We start from the raw sequence: 19,297 nt of genomic DNA, 5'->3' as shown, positions 1-19,297 counted from the left end.
AGGAGCGCATGTTGAAGGAACACATCACCCCGCCCGTCGTCGAGGTCCCGCGGGACCTGAACATCACCGACCTCCTGGAGCAGCAGGTCCTCGCCGACCCGCAACGCGCGCTCTTCGCCCGGCAGACCACGCCGGGACAGTGGACCGACGTGGCCGCGGCGGACGTGCGCGATGACGTGCGCACGCTGGCCCGCGGCCTGGCCGCCGCCGGGCTCGGGCCGGGGGACCGGATCGGCATCATGGCGCCGACCCGCTACGAGTGGACGCTCATGGACCTCGCCATCTGGTACGCCGGGTGCGTCACGGTGCCCATCTACGAGACCTCCTCCCCCAGCCAGGTCGCGTGGATCGTCTCGGACGCGGACGTGCGCGCCGTCGTGTGCGACACGGCCCGCCACCGCACCGTCGTCGACACCGCCCTGCGCCAGGAGGGGCTCGAGCCGCTCGTGGGCAGCTGGCTCATCGAGGACGGCGGCCTGGACGAGCTGCGCGGCCTCGCCGGACGCGGTCCGGACGAGGCCGCCATGGAGCAGCGGCGCTCCGCGGCCACGCTGGAGGACCTGGCCACCATCATCTACACCTCCGGTACCACCGGGAAGCCCAAGGGCTGCGAGCTCACGCACGGCAACTTCGCCGAGCTGAGCCTGCAGACGCTGGGGACCGACCTCGCCCAGGTGGTCAATCCGCAGTCGAGCACCGTGATGTTCATCCCCCTGGCCCACGTGTTCGCCCGGTTCATCTCCGTGCTCGCCCTGGCGGCCGGGGCCAAGGTGGGCCACACCGCCGACGTCTCGCAGCTGGTGCCTGACCTGCAGTCCTTCCGGCCGACGTTCCTGCTGGCGGTGCCCCGCGTGTTCGAGAAGGTCTACAACTCGGCCCAGCTCAAGGCCGAGACGGGCGGCAAGGGCAAGGTCTTCGCCGCCGGCGCGAGGACCGCCATCGAGTACTCGAGGGCGCGCGAGCAGGGCCGCGTCCCCCTGCCGCTGCGGATCCGGCACGCCGTGTTCGAGAAGCTGCTGTACGGCAAGATCCGCGGCGCCATGGGCGGCCGCGTGGTGCACGCCGTCTCCGGCGGCGGCCCGCTCGGGGCCCGGCTGGGGCACTTCTTCCACGGCATCGGGGTCAACATCATGGAGGGCTACGGGCTGACCGAGACCACCGCCCCGGTGACGGTCAACCTGCCCACCGAGGTGCGCATCGGCACCGTCGGCAAGCCCATCCCGGGCAACGGCGTGCGGATCGCGGACGACGGCGAGATCCTGGCCCGCGGCGTCTGCCTGATGCGCGGCTACCACAACCGGCCGGACGTCACGGCGCAGGAGATCGTGGACGGCTGGTTCCGCACCGGGGACATCGGGGACCTGGACGAGGACGGCTTCCTGACCATCACCGGGCGCAAGAAGGAGATCATCGTCACGGCCGGCGGGAAGAACGTGGTGCCGGCTGTGCTCGAGGACCAGATCCGCGCGGACGCCGTGGTCTCCCAGTGCGTGGTCGTCGGAGACCAGCGGCCCTTCGTGGCGGCCCTCGTCACCCTGGACACGGACATCCTGCCCACCTGGCTGGGCCAGCACGGGATCCCGGCCGAGACCCCCGTGGAGGAGCTCGCCACCCACCCCGTGGTGGTGGACCACGTGCAGTCGGTGATCGACCGGGCCAACGAGGCGGTCTCGAAGGCGGAGTCCATCCGGGCCTTCCGGATCGCCCCCGTGGACTTCACCGTGGAGTCCGGGCAGATGACCCCGTCCCTGAAGATCAAGCGCAGCGTGGTCCTGGCGGACTTCGGGCCGCTCGTGGAGGAGATCTACGCCGCCCCGAAGCCGGCCTGACCCCGCCGTCCGGGACCGGCCGCGGTGCGCGGCCGGTCCCGGCGCGTCAGCACAGTCCGCTGTCCGGCACGTCGAGGCCCAGCAGGGCGTTCTCCACCACCTCGGTGAGCGCCGGGTGGATCCAGTACTGCCCGCGCGCCATGGTGTGGGCGTCCAGGCCCAGGCTCATGGCCTGGATCAGGGGCTGGATCAGGTTCGGCGCCTCGTGGCCGATCAGGTGGGCGCCGAGCAGCCGGCCCGTCTGCCGGTCGGCGATGACCTTGCACAGGGCCGTGCCGTCCTCCATGGCCCAGCCGTAGGCCACGTCCCCGTAGTTCTGCACCTTCACGGTGACCCGCTCCGCCCCGTACTGCTCCACCGCCTGGGCCTCGGTTAGCCCGGCCGAGGCGACCTGCGGCCGGGAGAAGACCGCCGCCGGGACGGGCCCGAGCGTGTTGGCCCGCAGGTCGCCGGGGTGCTCGAGGTTGTGCGCGACGATCCGCTGGTCGTGGTTCGCCACGTGCTTGAGCTGCTCGGCGCTCGAGACGTCGCCCAGGGCCCAGAGCCCGGGCACCGGCTCCCCGGCGGAGAGCAGGCGCTGGTACTCGTCCACCACGAGCCGGCCGTCGGGGTGCAGGTCCAGTCCGGCGGCCGCCGGGTCGAGGCGGTCGCTGTTCGGCGTCCGGCCGTGCGCCACGAGGACGACGTCCGCGTCCACCTCCCACGTGGTGTTCGTGGGGCCGTCGAAGTGGACGGTCACCCAGCCGTCGAGTCCCTCCTCGATGCGGGACACGGTCCAGCCCGTCTCCACGGTCCACTGGGTGGCAGCCATCTCGGTGAACCGCTCGGAGATCGTCTCGTCGAAGTGGCGCAGCAGCCGCGGCGACCGGTTCACCTGCACCACGGAGGAGCCCAGGCCGGAGAAGATCGCGGCGAACTCGGCGGCGATGTACCCGCCGCCGAGCACCACGACGCGCTCGGGCAGGCGCGGCAGGCGCATCACCGTGTCCGAGGTGTGCACCTGCGGCAGGTCGATGCCGGGGACGTCCGGCCGGACGGGGCGGGAGCCCGCGGCCACCACGATGTGCTCGGCCTCCAGCACCCGGCCGCGCGAGGTGGTCAGCCGGTGGGTCCCGCTGAACCGGGCCTCCTCGCGGATGACCGTGGTGTTCTCCAGCTCCTCGTCCCGGTACCGCAGCCCGCCGGCGGAGATCGCGTCGATCCGCCGGAAGATCCGGTCCCGGATGCCCACCCAGTCGGAGCCGCCGAAGCCCAGGTCCACGCCGAGCTGTCCGGCCTCCTCCGGGACCGCGGCCAGTGCGGCCGGGTACGCGAACATCTTCGTGGGGATGCACCCCACGTTCAGGCAGGTGCCGCCGAACGTGCCGGAGTCGATGATGGCGACCCGCTTGTCATCCCAGTACGGGGTGACCAGCGAGTTGCCGGAGCCGGAGCCGATGATGGCCAGGTCGTACGTTTCGGTGCCCATCCCCCCAGCCTACGGCCCGCCGGGCGCCCGGACGGGCAGCCCGGCGGGCCGGGGGCGGCTGCTCAGCCCTCCACGGCCAGCAGCAGGTCCCCGCCCTCGACCGGGGTGGCCCCGGAGAGGACCACGCGGGAGACCGTGCCGGAAGCGGGGGCCGTGATCGCGGCCTCCATCTTCATCGCCTCGATGGTGGCCACGGTGTCCCCCGCGGAGACCGCGTCCCCCTCGGCCACCGTGACGGTGACGACGCCGGCGAACGGCGCGGCCACGTGGCCCTTGTTCGCGGGGTCGGCCTTCTCGGCGGCCCGGGCGGTGGACTCGACGGACCGGTCCCGCACCGTGATCTGGCGGGCCTGGCCGTTGAGGGTGACCATCACGGGGCGCAGGCCCTTGGCGTCCGGCTCGCCGATCGCCTGCAGGGTGGCCAGCAGGCGCACGCCCTTGCCGAGCGAGATGACGTGCTCGCGTCCGGGCACCATGCCGTAGAGCCAGTCGCGGGTGTGCAGCACCGAGGTGTCGCCGAACTCGGCGCGGTTGGCCTCGAAGTCCCGCGTCGGGCCGGGGAACAGGAGCCGGTTCAGGGTCTGGCGCCGCTCGGTGCCCGGCGCCCGGAGCGATGCGCGGTCCTCGGCCGTGAGCTCGGCCTCCGGCCGGCGTCGGCCCCGGTTCTGCAGGGCGCGGGTCCGGAACGGCTCCGGCCAGCCCCCGGGCGGGTCGCCGAGCTCGCCGTTGAGGAAGCCGATGACGGAGTCCGGCAGGTCGAAGTCCTGCGGGTTCTCCGCGAACGCCGCGGGATCGGCGTCCATGCCCACGAGCTGCAGGGCGAGGTCGCCGACGACCTTGGAGCTCGGGGTCACCTTGACGATGTTGCCGAGCATGTCGTTGGCGGCCTCGTACATGCGCTCGATCTGCTCGAACCGGTCGCCCAGGCCCAGGGCGATGGCCTGCTGGCGCAGGTTGGACAGCTGGCCGCCCGGGATCTCGTGGCGGTAGACGCGGCCCGTCGGGGCGGACAGGCCCGACTCGAAGGGCCGGTACACCTGGCGGATGGTCTCCCAGTACGGCTCGAGCCCGGCGGCGCAGTCCAGTCCCAGGCCGGTGTCCCGCTCGGTGTGCTCGAGGGCGGCCACGAGGGCGGACATCGGCACCTGGCTCGTGGTGCCGGCCATGGAGGCCACGGCGGTGTCCACGGCGTCCACCCCGGCCTCGGCGGCGGCGAGCAGCGTGGCGAGCTGGCCGCCGGCGGTGTCGTGGGTGTGCAGGTGCACGGGCAGGTCGAACTCCGCGCGCAGCGCGCCGACGAGCTCGCGCGCGGCCCGGGGCCGCAGCAGCCCGGCCATGTCCTTGATGCCGAGCACGTGGGCGCCGGCATCCACCATCTGGCGGGCCAGGCCGAGGTAGTAGTCGAGCGTGTACAGCTCCTCGTCCGGGTCCAGCAGGTTGCCGGTGTAGCACAGCGCGGCCTCCGCCACGGCGGTGCCCGTGGCGCGCACGGCCTCGATGGCCGGGGTGATCTGGGCGACGTCGTTGAGGGCGTCGAAGATGCGGAAGATGTCCACGCCCGTGGCGGCGGCCTCCTCCACGAAGGCGTTGGTCACCTCCACCGGGTACGGGGTGTAGCCCACGGTGTTGCGCCCGCGCAGCAGCATCTGCAGCGGGATGTTCGGCAGCTCCTGGCGCAGCAGGTGCAGCCGGTCCCACGGATCCTCCCCGAGGAACCGCAGCGCGACGTCGTAGGTGGCCCCGCCCCAGGCCTCGACCGAGAACAGCCCCGGCAGGGTGTGGGCCACGGCCGGGGCCGCGGCCAGCAGGTCCCGGGTGCGCACGCGCGTGGCCAGCAGCGACTGGTGGGCGTCCCGGAAGGTGGTGTCCGTGACGGCCAGCTCCGTGCGCCCGCGCAGCTCGGCGGCGAAGCCCTCCGGTCCCCTCTCCAGGAGCACCTGCCGCCAGCCGGCGGGCGGCTGGTGGCCGGAGGGCCCGTCGAAGGGGCTGCGGTCCGGCTCGTCGGACTTGTCCCCGGGGAAGTGCGGCAGCTTGTCCCGCGGGTCGATCCCCTCCACGCGCGGGCCGTGGGGCCGGTTGACGGTGACGTCGGCGAGGTACTGCAGGGCCTTGGACCCGCGGTCCTGGCTGCGGTTGACCTGGGCGAGCTCCGGGTGGGCGTCGATGAAGTCGGTGGCGACGTCCCCCGCCACGAAGGTGGGGTCGTCCAGCACGTTCATCAGGAACGGGATGTTGGTGGCCACCCCGCGGATGCGGAACTCGGCCAGCGCGCGGCGGACGCGGCGCACGGCCGTGGGGTAGTCCCGGCCGCGGCAGGTGAGCTTGACCAGCATGGAGTCGAAGTGCGGGCTGATCTCCGCGCCCGTGTAGATGGTGCCGCCGTCGAGCCGGACGCCGGAGCCGCCGGCGGAGCGGTAGGCGGTGATGGTGCCGGTGTCCGGGCGGAAGCCGTTGGCCGGGTCCTCCGTGGTGATCCGGCACTGCATCGCGGCGCCGCGGATCCGCAGCTCCTCCTGCCGGATCCCCAGCTGCTCCAGGGTCTGGCCCGCGGCGATGCGCAGCTGGGAGGCGACGAGGTCGACGTCGGTGATCTCCTCGGTGACCGTGTGCTCGACCTGGATGCGCGGGTTCATCTCGATGAACACGTGCTGGCCGGCCCGCTCCCCCGCGGTGTCCACGAGGAACTCGACCGTGCCGGCGTTGACGTAGCCCATGGCCTTGGCGAACTTCACGGCATCCGCGTAGAGCGCCTGGCGGATCGACTCGTCCAGCAGCGGGGCCGGGGCGATCTCGATGACCTTCTGGTGGCGGCGCTGCATGGAGCAGTCGCGCTCGAAGAGGTGGACGGTCTCCCCCGTGGAGTCCGCCAGCACCTGGACCTCGATGTGGCGGGGCCGCAGCACCGCCTGCTCGAGGAAGACGGTGGGGTCGCCGAAGGCGGTCTCGGCCTCGCGCATGGCCGCGTTCAGGGCGTCCGGCAGCTGGGCCGCGGTCTCGACCCGGCGCATGCCGCGCCCGCCGCCACCGGCCACGGCCTTGACGAAGATGGGGAAGCCGATGTCCTCGGCCTGGGCGACGAGCCAGTCCGCGTCCGAGCTGGGGTCCGAGGACTTCAGGGTGGGGATGCCCGCGGCCTTCGCGGCCCGCAGGGCCTCGACCTTGTTGCCGGTCAGCTCCAGCACGTCCGCCGGCGGCCCCACGAAGGCGATCCCGGCCTCCTCCGCAGCACGGGCCAGCCCGGCGTTCTCGGACAGGAAGCCGTAGCCGGGGTAGATGGCGTCGCAGCCGGCCTCCTTGGCCACCCGGATGATCTCGTCCACGTCCAGGTAGGCCCGGATCGGGTGCCCCTCCTCCCCGATGCGGTAGGCCTCGTCGGCCTTCTGCCGGTGGATGGAGTTGCGGTCCTCGTAGGGGAACACCGCGACGGTGCGCGCGCCGAGCTCGTAGCAGGCGCGGAAGGCACGCACGGCGATCTCACCGCGGTTGGCCACGAGGACCTTCCGGAACATGCCGTCGATCGAGGTGGGGGACATGAGGCCTCCTGGCTGGCCGGCGGGTGGCCGGCACACGGTCAGGCGCGATCAGCGCACGGTGGAGCCACGGCGTTGTGGCTTGCATCACGGGCCAGTTTGGCACACGACCGGGGGCGGAACCACGTGATCCGTCTCACAGCGTCACGACCACTAGGATGGACTGCGGCCGTGCGCCCCACCGAATGTCCGAGACAGTCAGGATTCCAGCTCCGTGCAGATCATCTCCATCTCCAGCCTCAAGGGCGGCGTCGGCAAGACCTCGGTCACCCTCGGACTGGCCTCGGCGGCGCAGGCACGGGGCATCCCCACCCTCGTGGTGGACATGGACCCGCACGCGGATGCCACCACGGGCCTCGGGGTCCGCCAGGACGTCGGCACGGAGGACGTGGGCACGCTCCTGTCCCACCCCCGGCGCGTGAGCCTGGCCGAGCACGTGGTCCCCTCCGGCTGGCCGGACACCCGCCCGGGCGGGACGGCCGAGGCGGACGCCGGGACCGGCGGCGTGGGCAGCGCGCCCCGTGCGCTGGACGTCGCCCGGGGCTCCTCCCGCACCTCCCTCTTCGAGCGTCCCACGACCCGCCCGCGCGAGCTGCGCCGGCTGTCCCAGCTGCTGGAGTCGGTGACCCGCTACGCGCTCGTGCTCGTGGACTGCCCGCCGGCGCTCAACGGCGTCACGCGGATGGCCTGGGCCGCCTCGACCGACGTGCTCCTGGTGGCCGAGCCCAGCCTGTTCTCCGTGGCGGGCACCGAGCGCACCCTGCGCGCCCTGGACCTGTTCCGCCGCGAGTACGCCCAAGGGGTGCGCTCCACCGGCGTGGTGGCCAACCGCGTCCGTCCCGCCAGCACGGAGCACCAGTTCCGCCTCGGGGAGATGGACCGCATGTACGGCGACCGGCTGCTGCCGGTGGCCATCCCGGAGCAGGGCAACTGGCAGCAGATCCAGGGGGCGGCCTGGCCGGTCCACGCATGGCCCGGGGAGACGGCGGCACGGTCCGCGGCGCTCTTCGACGAGCTGCTCGCGGCGGTGCACCGCCCACTGAAGGACCGGCGCAGCCAGCGCCGGCACTGACCGGGGCCCGTACCCCGGGGACGCCGTGGAGGGCCGGGAGGCCTAGGAGGCGGACCGCCGCCGGGCCCGGCGCTCGGAGAGCTCGTCCCCGGGATACCCGGCGTGGACCTCGGCCCCGTGCAGCCGCTCGGACGGCAGCTGCGCCAGGGAACCCTCGACCTCGCGCCAGACCCGGCCCACGGCGATGCCGAAGACGCCCTGGCCGCCCTGGACCAGGTCGATCACCTCGTCGGCGGACATGCACTCGTACACGCTCGCGCCGTCGCTCATGAGGGTGATCTGCGCCAGGTCGTCCACCCCGCGCTCGCGCAGGTGCTCCACGGCCGAGCGGATCTGCTGGAGGGAGACCCCCGTGTCCAGCAGGCGCTTGACGACCTTGAGCACGAGGATGTCCCGGAAGGAGTAGAGGCGCTGGGTCCCGGAGCCACTAGCCCCGCGGACGGTGGGGACCACGAGGCCGGTGCGGGCCCAGTAGTCGAGCTGGCGGTAGGTGATGCCCGCGGCCTTGCACGCGGTGGGCCCCCGGTATCCCGCGCCCTCGTCCAGCACGGGCAGGTCCTCGGTGAACAGCATGCCCTGCGCGGTGCGCCGGGACACGTCGTGCGTCACGGCCGGGGACTGCCCGGCCTCGCCCTTCGGACTCACTGAAACCCTCCTGGTCTAGGCTCCACGCGGGGGAACGGAAGACGCCCGGCGGTCGGGACTGGCGGGGCGACCGGGGCATCGTCCCCGGCCGGACCACCAGCCGGTGCGCATGGACCGGCGGGCACTGTGGAACCTCTGCTGACGACGGTATGCCCGTCGGGGGCCGGGGTCAAAGACCCGGGCGCCTTCGAGGGGGCGCGTGTCGCACCCCGGGGGCCGGCCACCGGGACGGCACCGACGACGCCGGCGGGCCAGCCGGGGGCCCCGCTCCCCCGTCAGGACTGCTCGGGACCGCCGTCCGCGAAGTCCTCCGGATCCACGGAGTCCAGGAACTCGCGGAAGCGGTTGAGTTCCGCGTCACGCTCCGCCGGGCCGGGCACGCCCGTGGCCGACTCGCCCCCGGCGTCCTCCCCGGACTCGTCCTCCTCGACCGCGAGGTCCGGGTCCACGCCGGCCTCCTGCAGCACCTCGGCGGCGCACAGCACGGGCACGCCGGCCCGCAGCGCGCAGGCGATCGCGTCCGAGGCCCGGGAGTCCACCCGGGCGCCGTTGCCCAGCACCAGCTCGGCATGGAACACGGCATCCTCCACCGAGCTGATGCGCACCGCCTCGAGGGTGGTGCCCACGGCCGCGATGACCTCCACCAGGAGGTCGTGGGTCATGGGGCGCGGCGGGGTGATGCCCTGTTGCCACAGGGCGATCGCACTGGCCTCCGGGGCCCCGACCCAGATGGGCACGAGCGTCCCGGTCCCGGGGTCCTGCAGCAGGACCAGCGGCTGGTTTCCGGGCAGCTCCACCCGGACGCCCAGCACGGTCATCTCCACGTCCGGAAGGCTCATGGCCGCCTCACGTGTCCATCTCCGCCACGCCGGCGCCCACGAGGGCGCTGTGCAGGCCCAGGCAGGCCTCGCTGATCTCGCGGGCGGTCTCGGCCGCGCGGGCGCCCGCCGCCGCGTCCCGCCGGCTGGACAGCGGGGCGGTGACCCGTTCAATGAGGCCCAGCTCCCGGTCGGCCGCGGCGCGGAACGGGCGCAGGTGCCGGGGCTCGAGGCCGTGGGAGGCCAGGACGACGGCGGAGCGGGCGGCCTTGAGCGAGTACTCGTCGTAGCGCCCGTCCTCGTCGGCGGCGATCATCCCGTACTGCTCGAGGGAGTCCAGCAGCTCCGCCCCCGCACCCGACACGCCCTGCAGCTCGGCCCGCGTCAGCGCGCGGGTGTGCCCCGCGAGTTCCTGCGCGAGCTGGTCGGACACCGAGCGCGGGGCCAGGGTGAGCCCGCCCGGCAGGGACTCGGGGTGCTCGCCGCGGTCCACCGCGTCCAGGTAGTCCTTGATGACCTTCAGCGGCAGGTACTGGTCGCGCTGCAGGGCCAGGATGAACCGCAGGCGGTCCACGTCCGCGTCCGTGTACTTGCGGTAGCCGGCCGCGGTGCGGCGGGGCGTGACCAGGCCCTTCTCCTCGAGGAAGCGGATCTTCGAGGCACTGACCTGTGGGAAGTCGCCCTTGAGCTCACCGAGCACCTCGCCGATGTTCATCACCGCCCGGCTGGAGCGGGACGGTGCGGCGGAGAGGGTGCGGCGGGATGCTGCAGCTGTCACGGGTTCCTCGGGTCTTCCTTCATGGCTATGGTCGAGCGGCCGGGCCTCGGGGCACGACGGGACCGGATCAGCCGGCCGGCTGGCGGGTCCCGGCGTAGAAGGTGAGCCGGAACTTGCCGATCTGCACTTCCATCCCCGAGCGCAGGGCCACGGAGTCGACCCGGTCGTGGTTGACGTAGGTCCCGTTCAGGGACCCCGAGTCGACCACCACGAAGCCCTCGCCCGAGCGGCGGAACTCGGCGTGCTTGCGCGAGACGGTCACGTCGTCGAGGAAGATGTCCGCGTTCGGGTGCCGCCCGACCGTGGTCACGTCCTCGTCGAGGAGGAACCGCGCCCCCTGGTTCGGGCCCGCGTGCGCCACGAGCAGGGCCGAGCCGGCCGGCAGGGCGTTGATCGCCGCGCGGTCGTCGTCGTCCAGGGAGCGGTGCGTGGGTCCGCCCAGGTCGGGCAGGCCGATGCTGGTGGTCTGCGCCTCGGGCTCGGTCCCCCGGTGCCGGGCGTCCGGATGCTGGGTACCGTCCTGTGCCATTGCTCCTCCGGGGATATGCCCGTCCGGCACCGGAGGTGCCGGACGGTCGTGGTGATCCGTGACCTGACTAGCCTACCTGCTGGCGGTAGCCGTCCGCATCGAGCAGGGACTCCACCTGGGCGGCGTCCTTGAGGGAGATCTCCATGAGCCAGCCGTCGCCGTAGGGATCGGCGTTGACCTTGGCGGGGTCGGCGTCGAGCTCCTCGTTGCGGGCCGTGACGGTGCCGGTGACGGGGGCGAACAGGTCGCTGACCGACTTGGTGGACTCGACCTCGCCCACGGTGGTCTCGGCCTCGACCTCGGTGCCGACCTCGGGCAGGTCCACGTAGACGACGTCGCCGAGGGCGTCCTGGGCGAAGTCGGTGATGCCCACGCGCACGACGCCCTCCGCGTCAGGACCGGACACCCACTCGTGCTCGGCGCTGTAGCGAAGTCCCTCGGGAATGTTGCTCATGATCTCCTCCAGACGGTCGGGGTGCCGGACCTCCCTGGCGGGGTCCATGCGGTACACGGACGACACTACTGGCCGCCGGTGCCGTGCGCCAATGTGACCCGGACCCCTTCAGACACGGTGGCCAGCAGCCCCTCGAGCCGGTCCCGGTCGGCCGCGTCGACCGGCTCGAGGATCCGGCGCTGGACCCGCAGCACGCCGGGGCCCACCTCCCGCAGGAGGTCCTCCCCGGCCGGGGTGAGGGCCACGCGCCGGGTGCGCCGGTCCGCCGGGTCCGGGGTCCGCCGCGTCCACCCTCGGGCCTCGAGGCGGGCCAGCACGTCCGAGGCGCTGGAGCGGTCCACGGCCGAGGCCTCCGCGAGCGGACCCTGCCCCTGCGCCCCGTCCCGGCGCAGCACGTCCAGCACCGCGAACTGGGGTCCCGTGAGCACGCCGCCCAGTTCCTCCGCCCACAGCGCCGCGTGCCGCTGCTGGGCCCGGCGGACCAGGTGCCCGGGCCGGCGGTCCGGGTCGGCGCGGGTGGGGTCGGCGAGCAGGGCGAGCCGGTCCGTGAACCACCCCCGCTCCGCGGCGGTCAGGGGGGCCAGGAACCGCTCCTGGACCCGCCCCACGGCGCCGGCCAGCCCGGACAGGGCGACGCGCGAGGCGGTGGTGATCGTGATCACCTGGCGCCGGCCGTCCCGCGGGTCGCGGTCGCGGCGCAGCCAGCCCTGGGCCTGCAGCCGCCGCACCACCCCGGCCGTGGTGGACCGGTCCAGTCCGGCGAGCGCGCCGAGCGCGTGCTGGTCCAGTCCCTCCTCGGCGCCGGCGAGCGCGGAGAGCACCGAGAACTGCGGCGAGGTGAGCACCCCGCCCACCTCCTGCGCCCACAGGACGTTGTGCACCTGGTGGCAGCGGCGCAGCAGGTGCCCGACGAGGGGCCGCGTCGCCACCCCCGGGCCGGGAGCCGGAGCGGAGGCCGGGGCCGGCGCCGCGCCGGCGGTCGGCCCGGGGGCGCGGCCGCCGGCCGGAGCCGCGGTCGCGGCGCCCGGCGCGTCGCCGGCGTCGTGCCGTCCCTCCATGGCGGGTCCTCCTGCTCTCCGTCGGCCCTCGGCCTGCTCTCGATCCTGATGCGTACGCGGAAGACCCCGCCCCCTCCGGAGGGCCCGGCGGGACCGGTCCGCTGGACCGCGGGATGCCGGGGTCCGTCCGCGCCGAGTCCCAGCATACTGTGGCTCCAGTCACGCGAGTGCGTTATGATCGCCGTCGAACTACTCAGTACACGGACGATGCCTCGGGCGCCCCCGCCCCACCGTCCACCGCGCGCGTGCCCCCGCGCCGGCCCACCGACAAGGAGCCCCATGCAATACCACCTCGACGGCTACCGCTACGGCGACCCGACCATCTCCCCCGCCGCGCCCGGCCGGGAGGGCGGCCAGGGTCCGCTCCCCGAGGAGGTGGACGTCCTCGTGGTGGGCACCGGCCCCGCGGGGACCGTGCTGGCGGCCCAGCTGGCCGAGTTCCCGGAGATCACCACCCGCGTCGTGGAACGCCGCCAGGGCCCGCTGCCCGTCGGCCAGGCGGACGGCGTGTCCTGCCGCACCGTGGAGATGTTCGATGCCTTCGGCCTGGCCTCCACCCTGGTCGACGAGGCCTACTGGGTAAACGAGACCACCTTCTGGTCGCCCTCGGCCGAGGACCGCCACGGCATCGCCCGCACCGGCACGGTCCAGGACGTGGCCGACGGCCTGAGCGAGTACCCCCACGTGATCGTGAACCAGGCGCGCATGCAGGAGATGCTCCTGGAGAAGGCCGCCAGGTCCGCCTCGCGGCTGGAGGTCGACTACGGCTACAAGGCGCTCGGCGTCGAGGTCCCGGAGGACCCGGAGGCCCTCGTGACCGTGACCCTCGAGGAGACGGACCAGGACGGCCGGGGCACCGGGACCACCCGCACCGTGCGCGCCCGCTACGTGGTGGGCTGCGACGGCGCCCGCTCGGCCATCCGCACCTCGATCGGCCGGTCCCTGCACGGTGACGCGCAGAACCACGCGTGGGGCGTCATGGACATCCTGCCCGTGACCGACTTCCCGGACGTCCGCAAGAAGGCCGTCATCCAGTCCGCCACGGGGTCCCTGCTGCAGATCCCGCGCGAGGGCGGCCACCTGGTCCGCTACTACGTGGACCTCGGCGACATCCCCGAGGGCGACCGCAGCATCCGCGAGCGCACCACCTACGAGGACATCCTCGCCGCCGCCCAGAAGGCCCTGCACCCGTACACCCTGGACGCCCGGGACGTGGCCTGGTGGAGCGTGTACGAGGTGGGCCAGCGCGTCACGGACGGCTTCGACGACGTCCCGGCCGGGCTCGCCGGGGACCGCGACCCGCGCGTGTTCATCGCCGGCGACGCGTGCCACACCCACTCGGCCAAGGCCGGCCAGGGCATGAACGTGTCCATGCAGGACACCTACAACCTCGGCTGGAAGCTGGCCGCCGTGCTGCAGGGCCGCTCGCCGCGGTCCCTGCTGGCGACCTACTCCGAGGAGCGCCAGGCGATCGCCCAGGACCTCATCGACTTCGACAAGCGCTGGTCGCGGATGATGGGCTCCAAGGTCGCGGACCCGGACCGCCCGGAGGCCGGCGGCGTGGCCGCCACGGACGTGGAGGCCCACTTCGTGGCGGGCGGGAGGTTCACCGCGGGCCTGTCCACGGTGTACCGCCCGTCCCTGCTCACGGGGGGCACCGAGCACCAGGACCTGGCCCCGGGCTTCGAGGTGGGCATGCGCTTCCACTCCGCCCCGGTCGTGCGCGTCTCCGACGCCAGGCCGGTGCAGCTCGGCCACGTCCACGAGGCCGACGGCCGCTGGCGCCTCTACGCCTTCGCCGACGCCGCGGGGGCCTCGGAGGGCTCCGCGCTCGGCGGGCTGCTCGCCTTCCTCGACGACTCGGCGCAGTCCCCCGTGCGCCGCTTCACCCCGGCGGGGGCCCCCGACGACGCCGTGTTCGACGTCCGCGTGGTGCTGCAGCAGCCGCACGGCGAGGTGGACCTCAACGCCCTCCCGCCGTTCCTGTTCCCGGCCAAGGGCCGGTTCGGCCTGCGCGACTACGAGAAGGCCTTCTCCGCCGAGCGGACCAACGGGCGCCTGCTGGGGAACGTCCCCGGCCTGGACGCCACGGCCGACGTCTACGACCTGCGCGGGGTGGACCGCACCCGGGGCGCCCTCGTGGTGGTCCGGCCGGACCAGTACATCGCCCAGGTCATGCCGCTGGACGCCCACGAGCAGCTGGCGGCGTTCTTCGCCGCGTTCATGGTCGAGCAGGCCTGAGCCGCCCGCCGTCGTCCGGTCCGGGCCGGTCCGCCCTCGGGGTCGGGCCGGCCCGCGGCGTCTCCGGGACCGGCGCCGGTGACCGGGGTGCGGCCGCCCGTCAGCCGGCGTCGGGCATCCCGGCCACGTAGGCCGCCTGGCCGATGTGCTGCAGGGCGTCTGCGAACACGCTCACGAGCCGGACGCCGCGCGTGACCGGCGGGTCCCAGCGCCGGTCCACCACCTCGGCGAGGTCGGCCGCGGTGAGCGTGGCCAGGTAGTCCGTCGACGCCCGGGTGACGGCCGCGAGGTACCCGCGGAGGAGCTCCCGGTCCCGCACGACGACGGCCCGGGCCTGGGCGTCCGAGTGGCCGTAGCCGTAGCCCGCGCCCGCCAGGGCCGGCCCGAAGCGCCGGTCCCAGCCCTGCGCCGTCCACGTCTCCTCCGCGCCGGCGAGCTCGGCCACCTGGGCGTCGACCTCCCGGCCCGCGTGCCACAGCAGCCAGCCGATCGAGTTCGGGTGGCCCCCGGGGTGGGCGTTGAGCCGGTCCTCGCCCACGCCGTCCAGGAAGGCCTCCAGCTGGTCCAGGGGCCGCCGGGCCAGGTCGGCGAGGATCTCGAGCGCGTCCATGGTGCCCAGTGTGGACCCCGGGGCCGGCGGTCGTCTGCCTCCCGGCCGCGTCACGTGGTCGCCACCGGCCCGGCGACCGCCCAGGCCGTGGAGATCCGGCGGTACGCCGGCGAGCGCCACGCCGCCACGGCGGCCAGCGCCATGACGGTCCCCGCGATGAGGAAGACCAGCGCGATGCCCCGGGCGCTGCCCTGCCCCAGCAGCGGCCCGAGCGCCGCCGCCCCCGCGGGGCTGCGGGCGAACGGGATGATCCACGCCTCGGCGGCCGGGGCCACCATGAACGCCGTCACGGGGGCCGCCGCAGCCTCCACGGCGGCGGCGAGGCCGAAGACGCGGCCCTGCCGCGCCAGGGGCACGACCGCCTGGATGACGGTCTGCTCCGCCGCCTCGACCGCGGGGACCAGGGCCATGTACAGCCAGATGCCGAGGACGTACAGCCAGCCCCACTCGCGGATCGTGAACAGCGCGCCGACCACGCCCATGGCGGCCACCCCGCCGAGCAGGGTCCGCACCGGGCGCGGGCCCAGGCCCAACCGGCCCACGACCGCCCCGCCGACGAGGAAGCCGGTGGAGCCCAGCGCGAGCCACAGGCCCCACTGCTCCACCGGGAACAGCTCGAGCCCGTACGGGTCCATCAGCGCGAGGTACACGCCGCCGATGAGGTTGTTGAAGGTCGCGAACAGGACCAGGGCCGCCAGCCCCGGGACGGCGGCGACGGCGGTCCACGCACCGCGCAGGTCGAACCCGCCGTGGGCGTCCGTGGCCGCAGGGCGCGTCTCCTCCGGCATGCGGAGCACGGCCAGGTGGCCGAGGGCGAGGGCCGAGAGCCCGACGGCGATGAGCAGCGTGGGCCCCAGGCCGAGCAGCCCGATCGACAGCCCGGACAGGACGGAGGTGACGAGGAAGGCCAGGCCCTGGACCATGCCCACGTAGCCGTTCGCCCGGTCCCGCAGCTCCGGGTCGATGAGCAGCGTGACCGTGGTGGACAGGGCGATGTTGCGCAGGTTCTCGACGGTGGCGCCGAGGAGCACGACGAGCGCCAGGACCCAGAACCACGGCCGCCCCAGGGCGCTGAGCGACCGCTCCGGGACCGAGAGGTACACCAGCCAGGCCGCGGTGAACATCACCAGGGTGGCGGCGCCGGCCCAGCGCATGACGGCCAGCTTGCGGTACCGGTCCACGAGGGTGCCGAAGCCGATCCCGGTGACGGCCAGCAGCAGCATGTAGACGCCGCCCACCACGCCCGTGGCGATCACGTTGCGGGTCTCGAGGTAGATCCAGAAGGTGATGGCGAACCACAGGTAGCTGGTCGTGAGGTTGGCCAGGAGCGTGTTGGCCAGGATGCCGGCGAACGTGCGGTGCCGCTGCGCCGCCGGGCGCACGGGGCGCGCGTCCATGCCGGAAGCGTACGCCTCCCGCGTCCGGGAGGGCACGGGCGGGCGTCGCCGCGGCGGGCGGGGAGGCGCGCGGGCGGGACCGGCGGCCGGTCCACACGAGCGAGGCGCTGGACAGCAGGTGTGATTTCCGTCACGCGTGGGTACCGTGTCCGCATGAGCATCGACATTCCCACTGCAGAAGACTTCGCCGAGCTCACGCAGCACCGCCACGCCGCGAGCGTGTCGCTGTACGCTGCGTCGTCCGGGGCCGATGACGCCCGCGCGCCGATCGGGCGCAACCCCGAACAGGTCCAGCTGGCCCTGCGCGCGGCCGCCCGCGACGCGGTCGGGCGCCTGCCGGACACCGTCCCCGCGGAGGACCGCGAGCGGATCATGGCCGAGGTGGCCGCCCTGGAGGAGGACCGCGGATTCTGGTCGACGCCGGCCCGGTCGGTCGCCGTGTTCGTCTCGCCCGGGGGATTGCGCGCCTTCCGGCTGCTGAACCACCTGAGGGACCACGCCAGCGTGGGCGACCGCTTCGACACGGGGCCGCTGATCCGGTCCACCACCTTCGCCCACAGCGGCTTCGTGCTGGCCCTCACCAAGGGCTCGGTGCGCCTGCTCGCCCTCGAGGCGGACGACTCGTGCCACGAGATCGAGCTGCCGGACCTGCCGGAGGACCTCGGCCTCGAACTGGAGGTGGCGGACAACGAGGGACGGATGGACCGCCAGCGGGCGGACGGCGCGCAGCGGCCCAAGGCCCAGCGGCGCGACTACTGCTCGCGGGTGCAGGACTCCGTGCTGCGGCGCATCAACGGCTCGGCCCACCCCCTCGTGCTGGCGGCGAGCCCGGACCTCGAGCCGGCCTACCGGGAGGTCAACACGTACCGGCGGCTCGTGGACGAGTCCCTGGGCGTCAACCCGGCGTCGATGTCCCTCAGGGACCTGGCGGCGCGCGGCCGGGAGGTCCTCGATCGCCACTACGCCGCCCAGCTGGCCGCGTGGCGGGAACGCTTCGGCACCCAGCGCGCGCACGGCCGGGCCAGCGCCAAGCTGCACGAGATCGCCAAGGCGGCCACGGCCGGGCAGGTGGACGTGCTGCTGTTCGACCTGGCCGCCGAGCGCGAGGGCACGATCGACGAGTTCGGCGAGGTGACGGTGGCGGACGAGCCCAGCGCCGAGACCTACGGGCTGGCGGACGAGGTCGCCGCCCGGGTGCTGCGCACCGGCGGGACGGTCAAGGCCGTCCGCTCGGGGGACCTGCCCGACGGCGCCCGGATCGCGGCGACGTTCCGCTCGCCGGCGTAGCCCTCCCCGGCGGTGCTCTCCGCTCCGTCCACGCGCAGGGGCCCGGGACGATCGTCCCGGGCCCCTGCGCCGTTCCCGGACCGGCCGGGCGGGTGGCGGTGGCGGTCAGCGCACCCCGCGCATGGCCCGGTGCACCGGGCGGGCGATGAGCAGCATCACGACGCCGATCCCGACGGTCGCCGCGCCGAGGACGCCGAAGTACCCGGCCTCGTTGTCCTGCGTGTAGGAGCCGGCGAGGCTGCCGGCCAGGGCGGAGCCCAGGGCCACGGAGAGGTTGTACAGGGCCACCATGAGCACGGGGAACGCGGTGGGCGCGAGCTTCGTGGACAGGGACAGCCCGACCGGGGAGACGAGCAGCTCGCCCACGGTCGCCACGAGCAGGATCAGGGCCAGCCACGACAGCGGGACGGAGGCGACGTCGGCGGCCGGGATGAACAGCAGGAAGGCCGCCCCGATGGCCGCGATGCCGAGGCCGAACTTCACGGGGGTCGTGGGCTGGCGGCGGCCCAGCCGGGTCCACAGCACGGCGAAGAGCGGGGCGAAGAGGATGATGTAGACCGGGTTGATGGAGTTGACCCACTCCATCGGCATCTCCCAGCCGAACAGGCTCCGGTCCAGCCGGCTCTCCGAGTACAGCGCGATCACGGTGAACTGCTGCTGGAACAGGGCGAAGAACACGGCGGAGCCGATGAACAGGGGGATGAACGCCCGCACCCGGCTGCGCTCCTCCGCCGTGACCTTGGCCGAGGTCAGCAGCACCGCGAAGATCGCCACGGCGGCGGCCGCGGAGAGCAGCACGACGGCGTCCGCGAGGTTGCCGGGGTTCACCCAGCCGGTGGCCAGCAGGACGCCGACGACCGCGAGCGCGGCGACCACGAGCCCGGCCCAGCGCCCGTACTGCTGGCGCGGCAACGGGTCCGGCACGGCGTGGACGTCCGCGGGTAGGCTGCGGCGGGTCAGCGCGTACTGGGCGAGGCCGATGGCCATGCCCACGGCGGCCAGGCCGAAGCCCACGTGGAAGCCCCAGGTGTCCCGGGCCCAGCCGGTGAGCAGGGGCCCGAGGAGCGCGCCGATGTTCACGCCCATGTAGAAGATCGAGAACCCGGCGTCCCGGCGCGGGTCCGTGCGGGAGTACAGGTGCCCCACGAGGTTCGCGGCGTTGGCCTTGAGGCCGCCGGAGCCCACGGCCACGAGCAGCAGCCCCAGGACGAGGCCCGGGACGGCCGGGACGAGCGCCAGGGCGACGTGCCCGAGCATGATCAGCACGGCCGAGCCGAACATCGCGCGCTCCGAGCCGGTGAGGCGGTCGGCCACCCAGCCGCCGACGATGCTGAAGACGTAGACCATGCCGCCGTAGGCGCCCACCACGCCCGTGGCCACGGCGGGGTCGATCCCCAGGCCGCCCTGGGCCGCGGTCCAGCTCATGTAGAACACGAGCATCGCCTGCATGCCGTAGAACGAGAACCGCTCCCACAGCTCGACGCTGAAGAGGTTGGCGAGCGGCCGGGGCTGGCCGAGGAAGGTGGGGCCCGCGGGCCGGCGTGCGTCGACGGCGGGCTCGGTGGCGGTGGGAGAAATCAC

General features: G+C 73.9%; 15 protein-coding genes. 4 read left to right on the top strand and 11 right to left on the bottom strand.

The genetic code is table 11. The annotated features are described in order from the left end of the window. Positions 1-8: 8 nt before the first annotated feature. Positions 9-1,829 (top strand): long-chain fatty acid--CoA ligase, encoded by a 1,821-nt coding sequence (locus E7744_RS06165; protein ID WP_137773356.1) that lies wholly within the window; start codon positions 9-11, stop codon positions 1,827-1,829. A gap of 46 nt (positions 1,830-1,875) precedes the next feature. Here the strand turns inward: E7744_RS06165 and E7744_RS06160 are convergent, their stop codons facing one another. Continuing rightward, entirely contained in the window at positions 1,876-3,297 is a 1,422-nt protein-coding gene (locus E7744_RS06160; protein ID WP_137773355.1) for a mycothione reductase, read from the bottom strand. 62 nt (positions 3,298-3,359) lie between these two features. Continuing rightward, positions 3,360-6,806, bottom strand: a complete 3,447-nt coding sequence (locus E7744_RS06155; RefSeq protein ID WP_137774891.1) for a pyruvate carboxylase — start codon at positions 6,804-6,806, stop codon at positions 3,360-3,362. 235 nt (positions 6,807-7,041) lie between these two features. Between E7744_RS06155 and E7744_RS06150 the strand changes: the two genes are divergently transcribed. Continuing rightward, entirely contained in the window at positions 7,042-7,899 is an 858-nt protein-coding gene (locus tag E7744_RS06150) for a ParA family protein (RefSeq protein ID WP_137773354.1), read from the top strand. A 42-nt stretch (positions 7,900-7,941) separates the two neighbouring features. On the opposite strand, the gene E7744_RS06145 is transcribed toward E7744_RS06150, so the two are convergent. From E7744_RS06145 to E7744_RS06120, 6 genes are all read right to left on the bottom strand, one after another. After that, on the bottom strand, positions 7,942-8,544 hold the full coding sequence (locus tag E7744_RS06145) for a MerR family transcriptional regulator (RefSeq protein ID WP_137773353.1): 603 nt from the start codon (positions 8,542-8,544) through the stop codon (positions 7,942-7,944). Between the two features lie 275 nt (positions 8,545-8,819). Then, entirely contained in the window at positions 8,820-9,383 is a 564-nt protein-coding gene (locus E7744_RS06140) for a bifunctional nuclease family protein (protein WP_137773352.1), read from the bottom strand. A 7-nt stretch (positions 9,384-9,390) separates the two neighbouring features. Further along, the gene (locus tag E7744_RS06135) at positions 9,391-10,077 is read right to left on the bottom strand and encodes a MerR family transcriptional regulator (protein WP_137774890.1); all 687 of its coding nucleotides are present in this window, start codon (positions 10,075-10,077) and stop codon (positions 9,391-9,393) included. A gap of 130 nt (positions 10,078-10,207) precedes the next feature. After that, positions 10,208-10,669 (bottom strand): FHA domain-containing protein, encoded by a 462-nt coding sequence (locus E7744_RS06130; RefSeq protein ID WP_137773351.1) that lies wholly within the window; start codon positions 10,667-10,669, stop codon positions 10,208-10,210. 67 nt (positions 10,670-10,736) lie between these two features. Next, positions 10,737-11,123 carry a glycine cleavage system protein GcvH gene (gcvH, locus tag E7744_RS06125; RefSeq protein WP_137773350.1) on the bottom strand — a complete coding sequence of 129 codons (387 nt, stop codon included), beginning with the start codon at positions 11,121-11,123 and terminating at the stop codon, positions 10,737-10,739. A gap of 65 nt (positions 11,124-11,188) precedes the next feature. Then, positions 11,189-12,181: a MarR family winged helix-turn-helix transcriptional regulator gene (locus E7744_RS06120; RefSeq protein WP_137773349.1), complete on the bottom strand. Its 993-nt coding sequence runs from the start codon at positions 12,179-12,181 to the stop codon at positions 11,189-11,191. A 279-nt stretch (positions 12,182-12,460) separates the two neighbouring features. Here E7744_RS06120 and E7744_RS06115 point away from each other — a divergent pair, with 279 nt between their 5' ends. After that, the gene (locus E7744_RS06115; RefSeq protein ID WP_137773348.1) at positions 12,461-14,422 is read left to right on the top strand and encodes an FAD-dependent monooxygenase; all 1,962 of its coding nucleotides are present in this window, start codon (positions 12,461-12,463) and stop codon (positions 14,420-14,422) included. 100 nt (positions 14,423-14,522) lie between these two features. Here the strand turns inward: E7744_RS06115 and E7744_RS06110 are convergent, their stop codons facing one another. Together E7744_RS06110 and E7744_RS06105 are read right to left on the bottom strand one after the other, a co-directional pair. After that, positions 14,523-15,032, bottom strand: a complete 510-nt coding sequence (locus tag E7744_RS06110; RefSeq protein ID WP_137773347.1) for a DinB family protein — start codon at positions 15,030-15,032, stop codon at positions 14,523-14,525. A 50-nt stretch (positions 15,033-15,082) separates the two neighbouring features. Next, positions 15,083-16,429 (bottom strand): MFS transporter, encoded by a 1,347-nt coding sequence (locus E7744_RS06105; protein ID WP_137773346.1) that lies wholly within the window; start codon positions 16,427-16,429, stop codon positions 15,083-15,085. 153 nt (positions 16,430-16,582) lie between these two features. On the opposite strand from E7744_RS06105, the gene E7744_RS06100 reads away from it, so the two are divergent. Beyond that, complete coding sequence (locus E7744_RS06100; protein ID WP_246858579.1) at positions 16,583-17,716, top strand: hypothetical protein; 1,134 nt, start codon at positions 16,583-16,585, stop codon at positions 17,714-17,716. A gap of 105 nt (positions 17,717-17,821) precedes the next feature. Here E7744_RS06100 and E7744_RS06095 read toward each other — a convergent pair whose 3' ends face one another. Next, complete coding sequence (locus E7744_RS06095) at positions 17,822-19,297, bottom strand: peptide MFS transporter (protein WP_137773345.1); 1,476 nt, start codon at positions 19,295-19,297, stop codon at positions 17,822-17,824.

Source organism: Citricoccus sp. SGAir0253 (genome assembly GCF_005877055.1).
GTDB lineage: Bacteria > Actinomycetota > Actinomycetes > Actinomycetales > Micrococcaceae > Citricoccus.
The sequence above is the reverse complement of the archived record's forward strand: the minus strand, read 5'-3'. Positions and strand labels throughout refer to the sequence as shown.

What these genes read in the sequence shown, in the direction of transcription:
- E7744_RS06110 (WP_137773347.1), bottom strand. Translation starts at nt 15,032, where the DNA reads ATGGACGCGCTCGAGATCCTCGCCGACCTGGCCCGGCGGCCCCTGGAC.
- E7744_RS06165 (WP_137773356.1), top strand. Translation starts at nt 9, where the DNA reads ATGTTGAAGGAACACATCACCCCGCCCGTCGTCGAGGTCCCGCGGGAC.
- E7744_RS06120 (WP_137773349.1), bottom strand. Translation starts at nt 12,181, where the DNA reads ATGGAGGGACGGCACGACGCCGGCGACGCGCCGGGCGCCGCGACCGCG.
- gcvH (WP_137773350.1), bottom strand. Translation starts at nt 11,123, where the DNA reads ATGAGCAACATTCCCGAGGGACTTCGCTACAGCGCCGAGCACGAGTGG.
- E7744_RS06105 (WP_137773346.1), bottom strand. Translation starts at nt 16,429, where the DNA reads ATGGACGCGCGCCCCGTGCGCCCGGCGGCGCAGCGGCACCGCACGTTC.
- E7744_RS06140 (WP_137773352.1), bottom strand. Translation starts at nt 9,383, where the DNA reads ATGAGCCTTCCGGACGTGGAGATGACCGTGCTGGGCGTCCGGGTGGAG.
- E7744_RS06155 (WP_137774891.1), bottom strand. Translation starts at nt 6,806, where the DNA reads ATGTTCCGGAAGGTCCTCGTGGCCAACCGCGGTGAGATCGCCGTGCGT.
- E7744_RS06160 (WP_137773355.1), bottom strand. Translation starts at nt 3,297, where the DNA reads ATGGGCACCGAAACGTACGACCTGGCCATCATCGGCTCCGGCTCCGGC.
- E7744_RS06100 (WP_246858579.1), top strand. Translation starts at nt 16,583, where the DNA reads ATGAGCATCGACATTCCCACTGCAGAAGACTTCGCCGAGCTCACGCAG.
- E7744_RS06115 (WP_137773348.1), top strand. Translation starts at nt 12,461, where the DNA reads ATGCAATACCACCTCGACGGCTACCGCTACGGCGACCCGACCATCTCC.
- E7744_RS06130 (WP_137773351.1), bottom strand. Translation starts at nt 10,669, where the DNA reads ATGGCACAGGACGGTACCCAGCATCCGGACGCCCGGCACCGGGGGACC.
- E7744_RS06135 (WP_137774890.1), bottom strand. Translation starts at nt 10,077, where the DNA reads ATGAACATCGGCGAGGTGCTCGGTGAGCTCAAGGGCGACTTCCCACAG.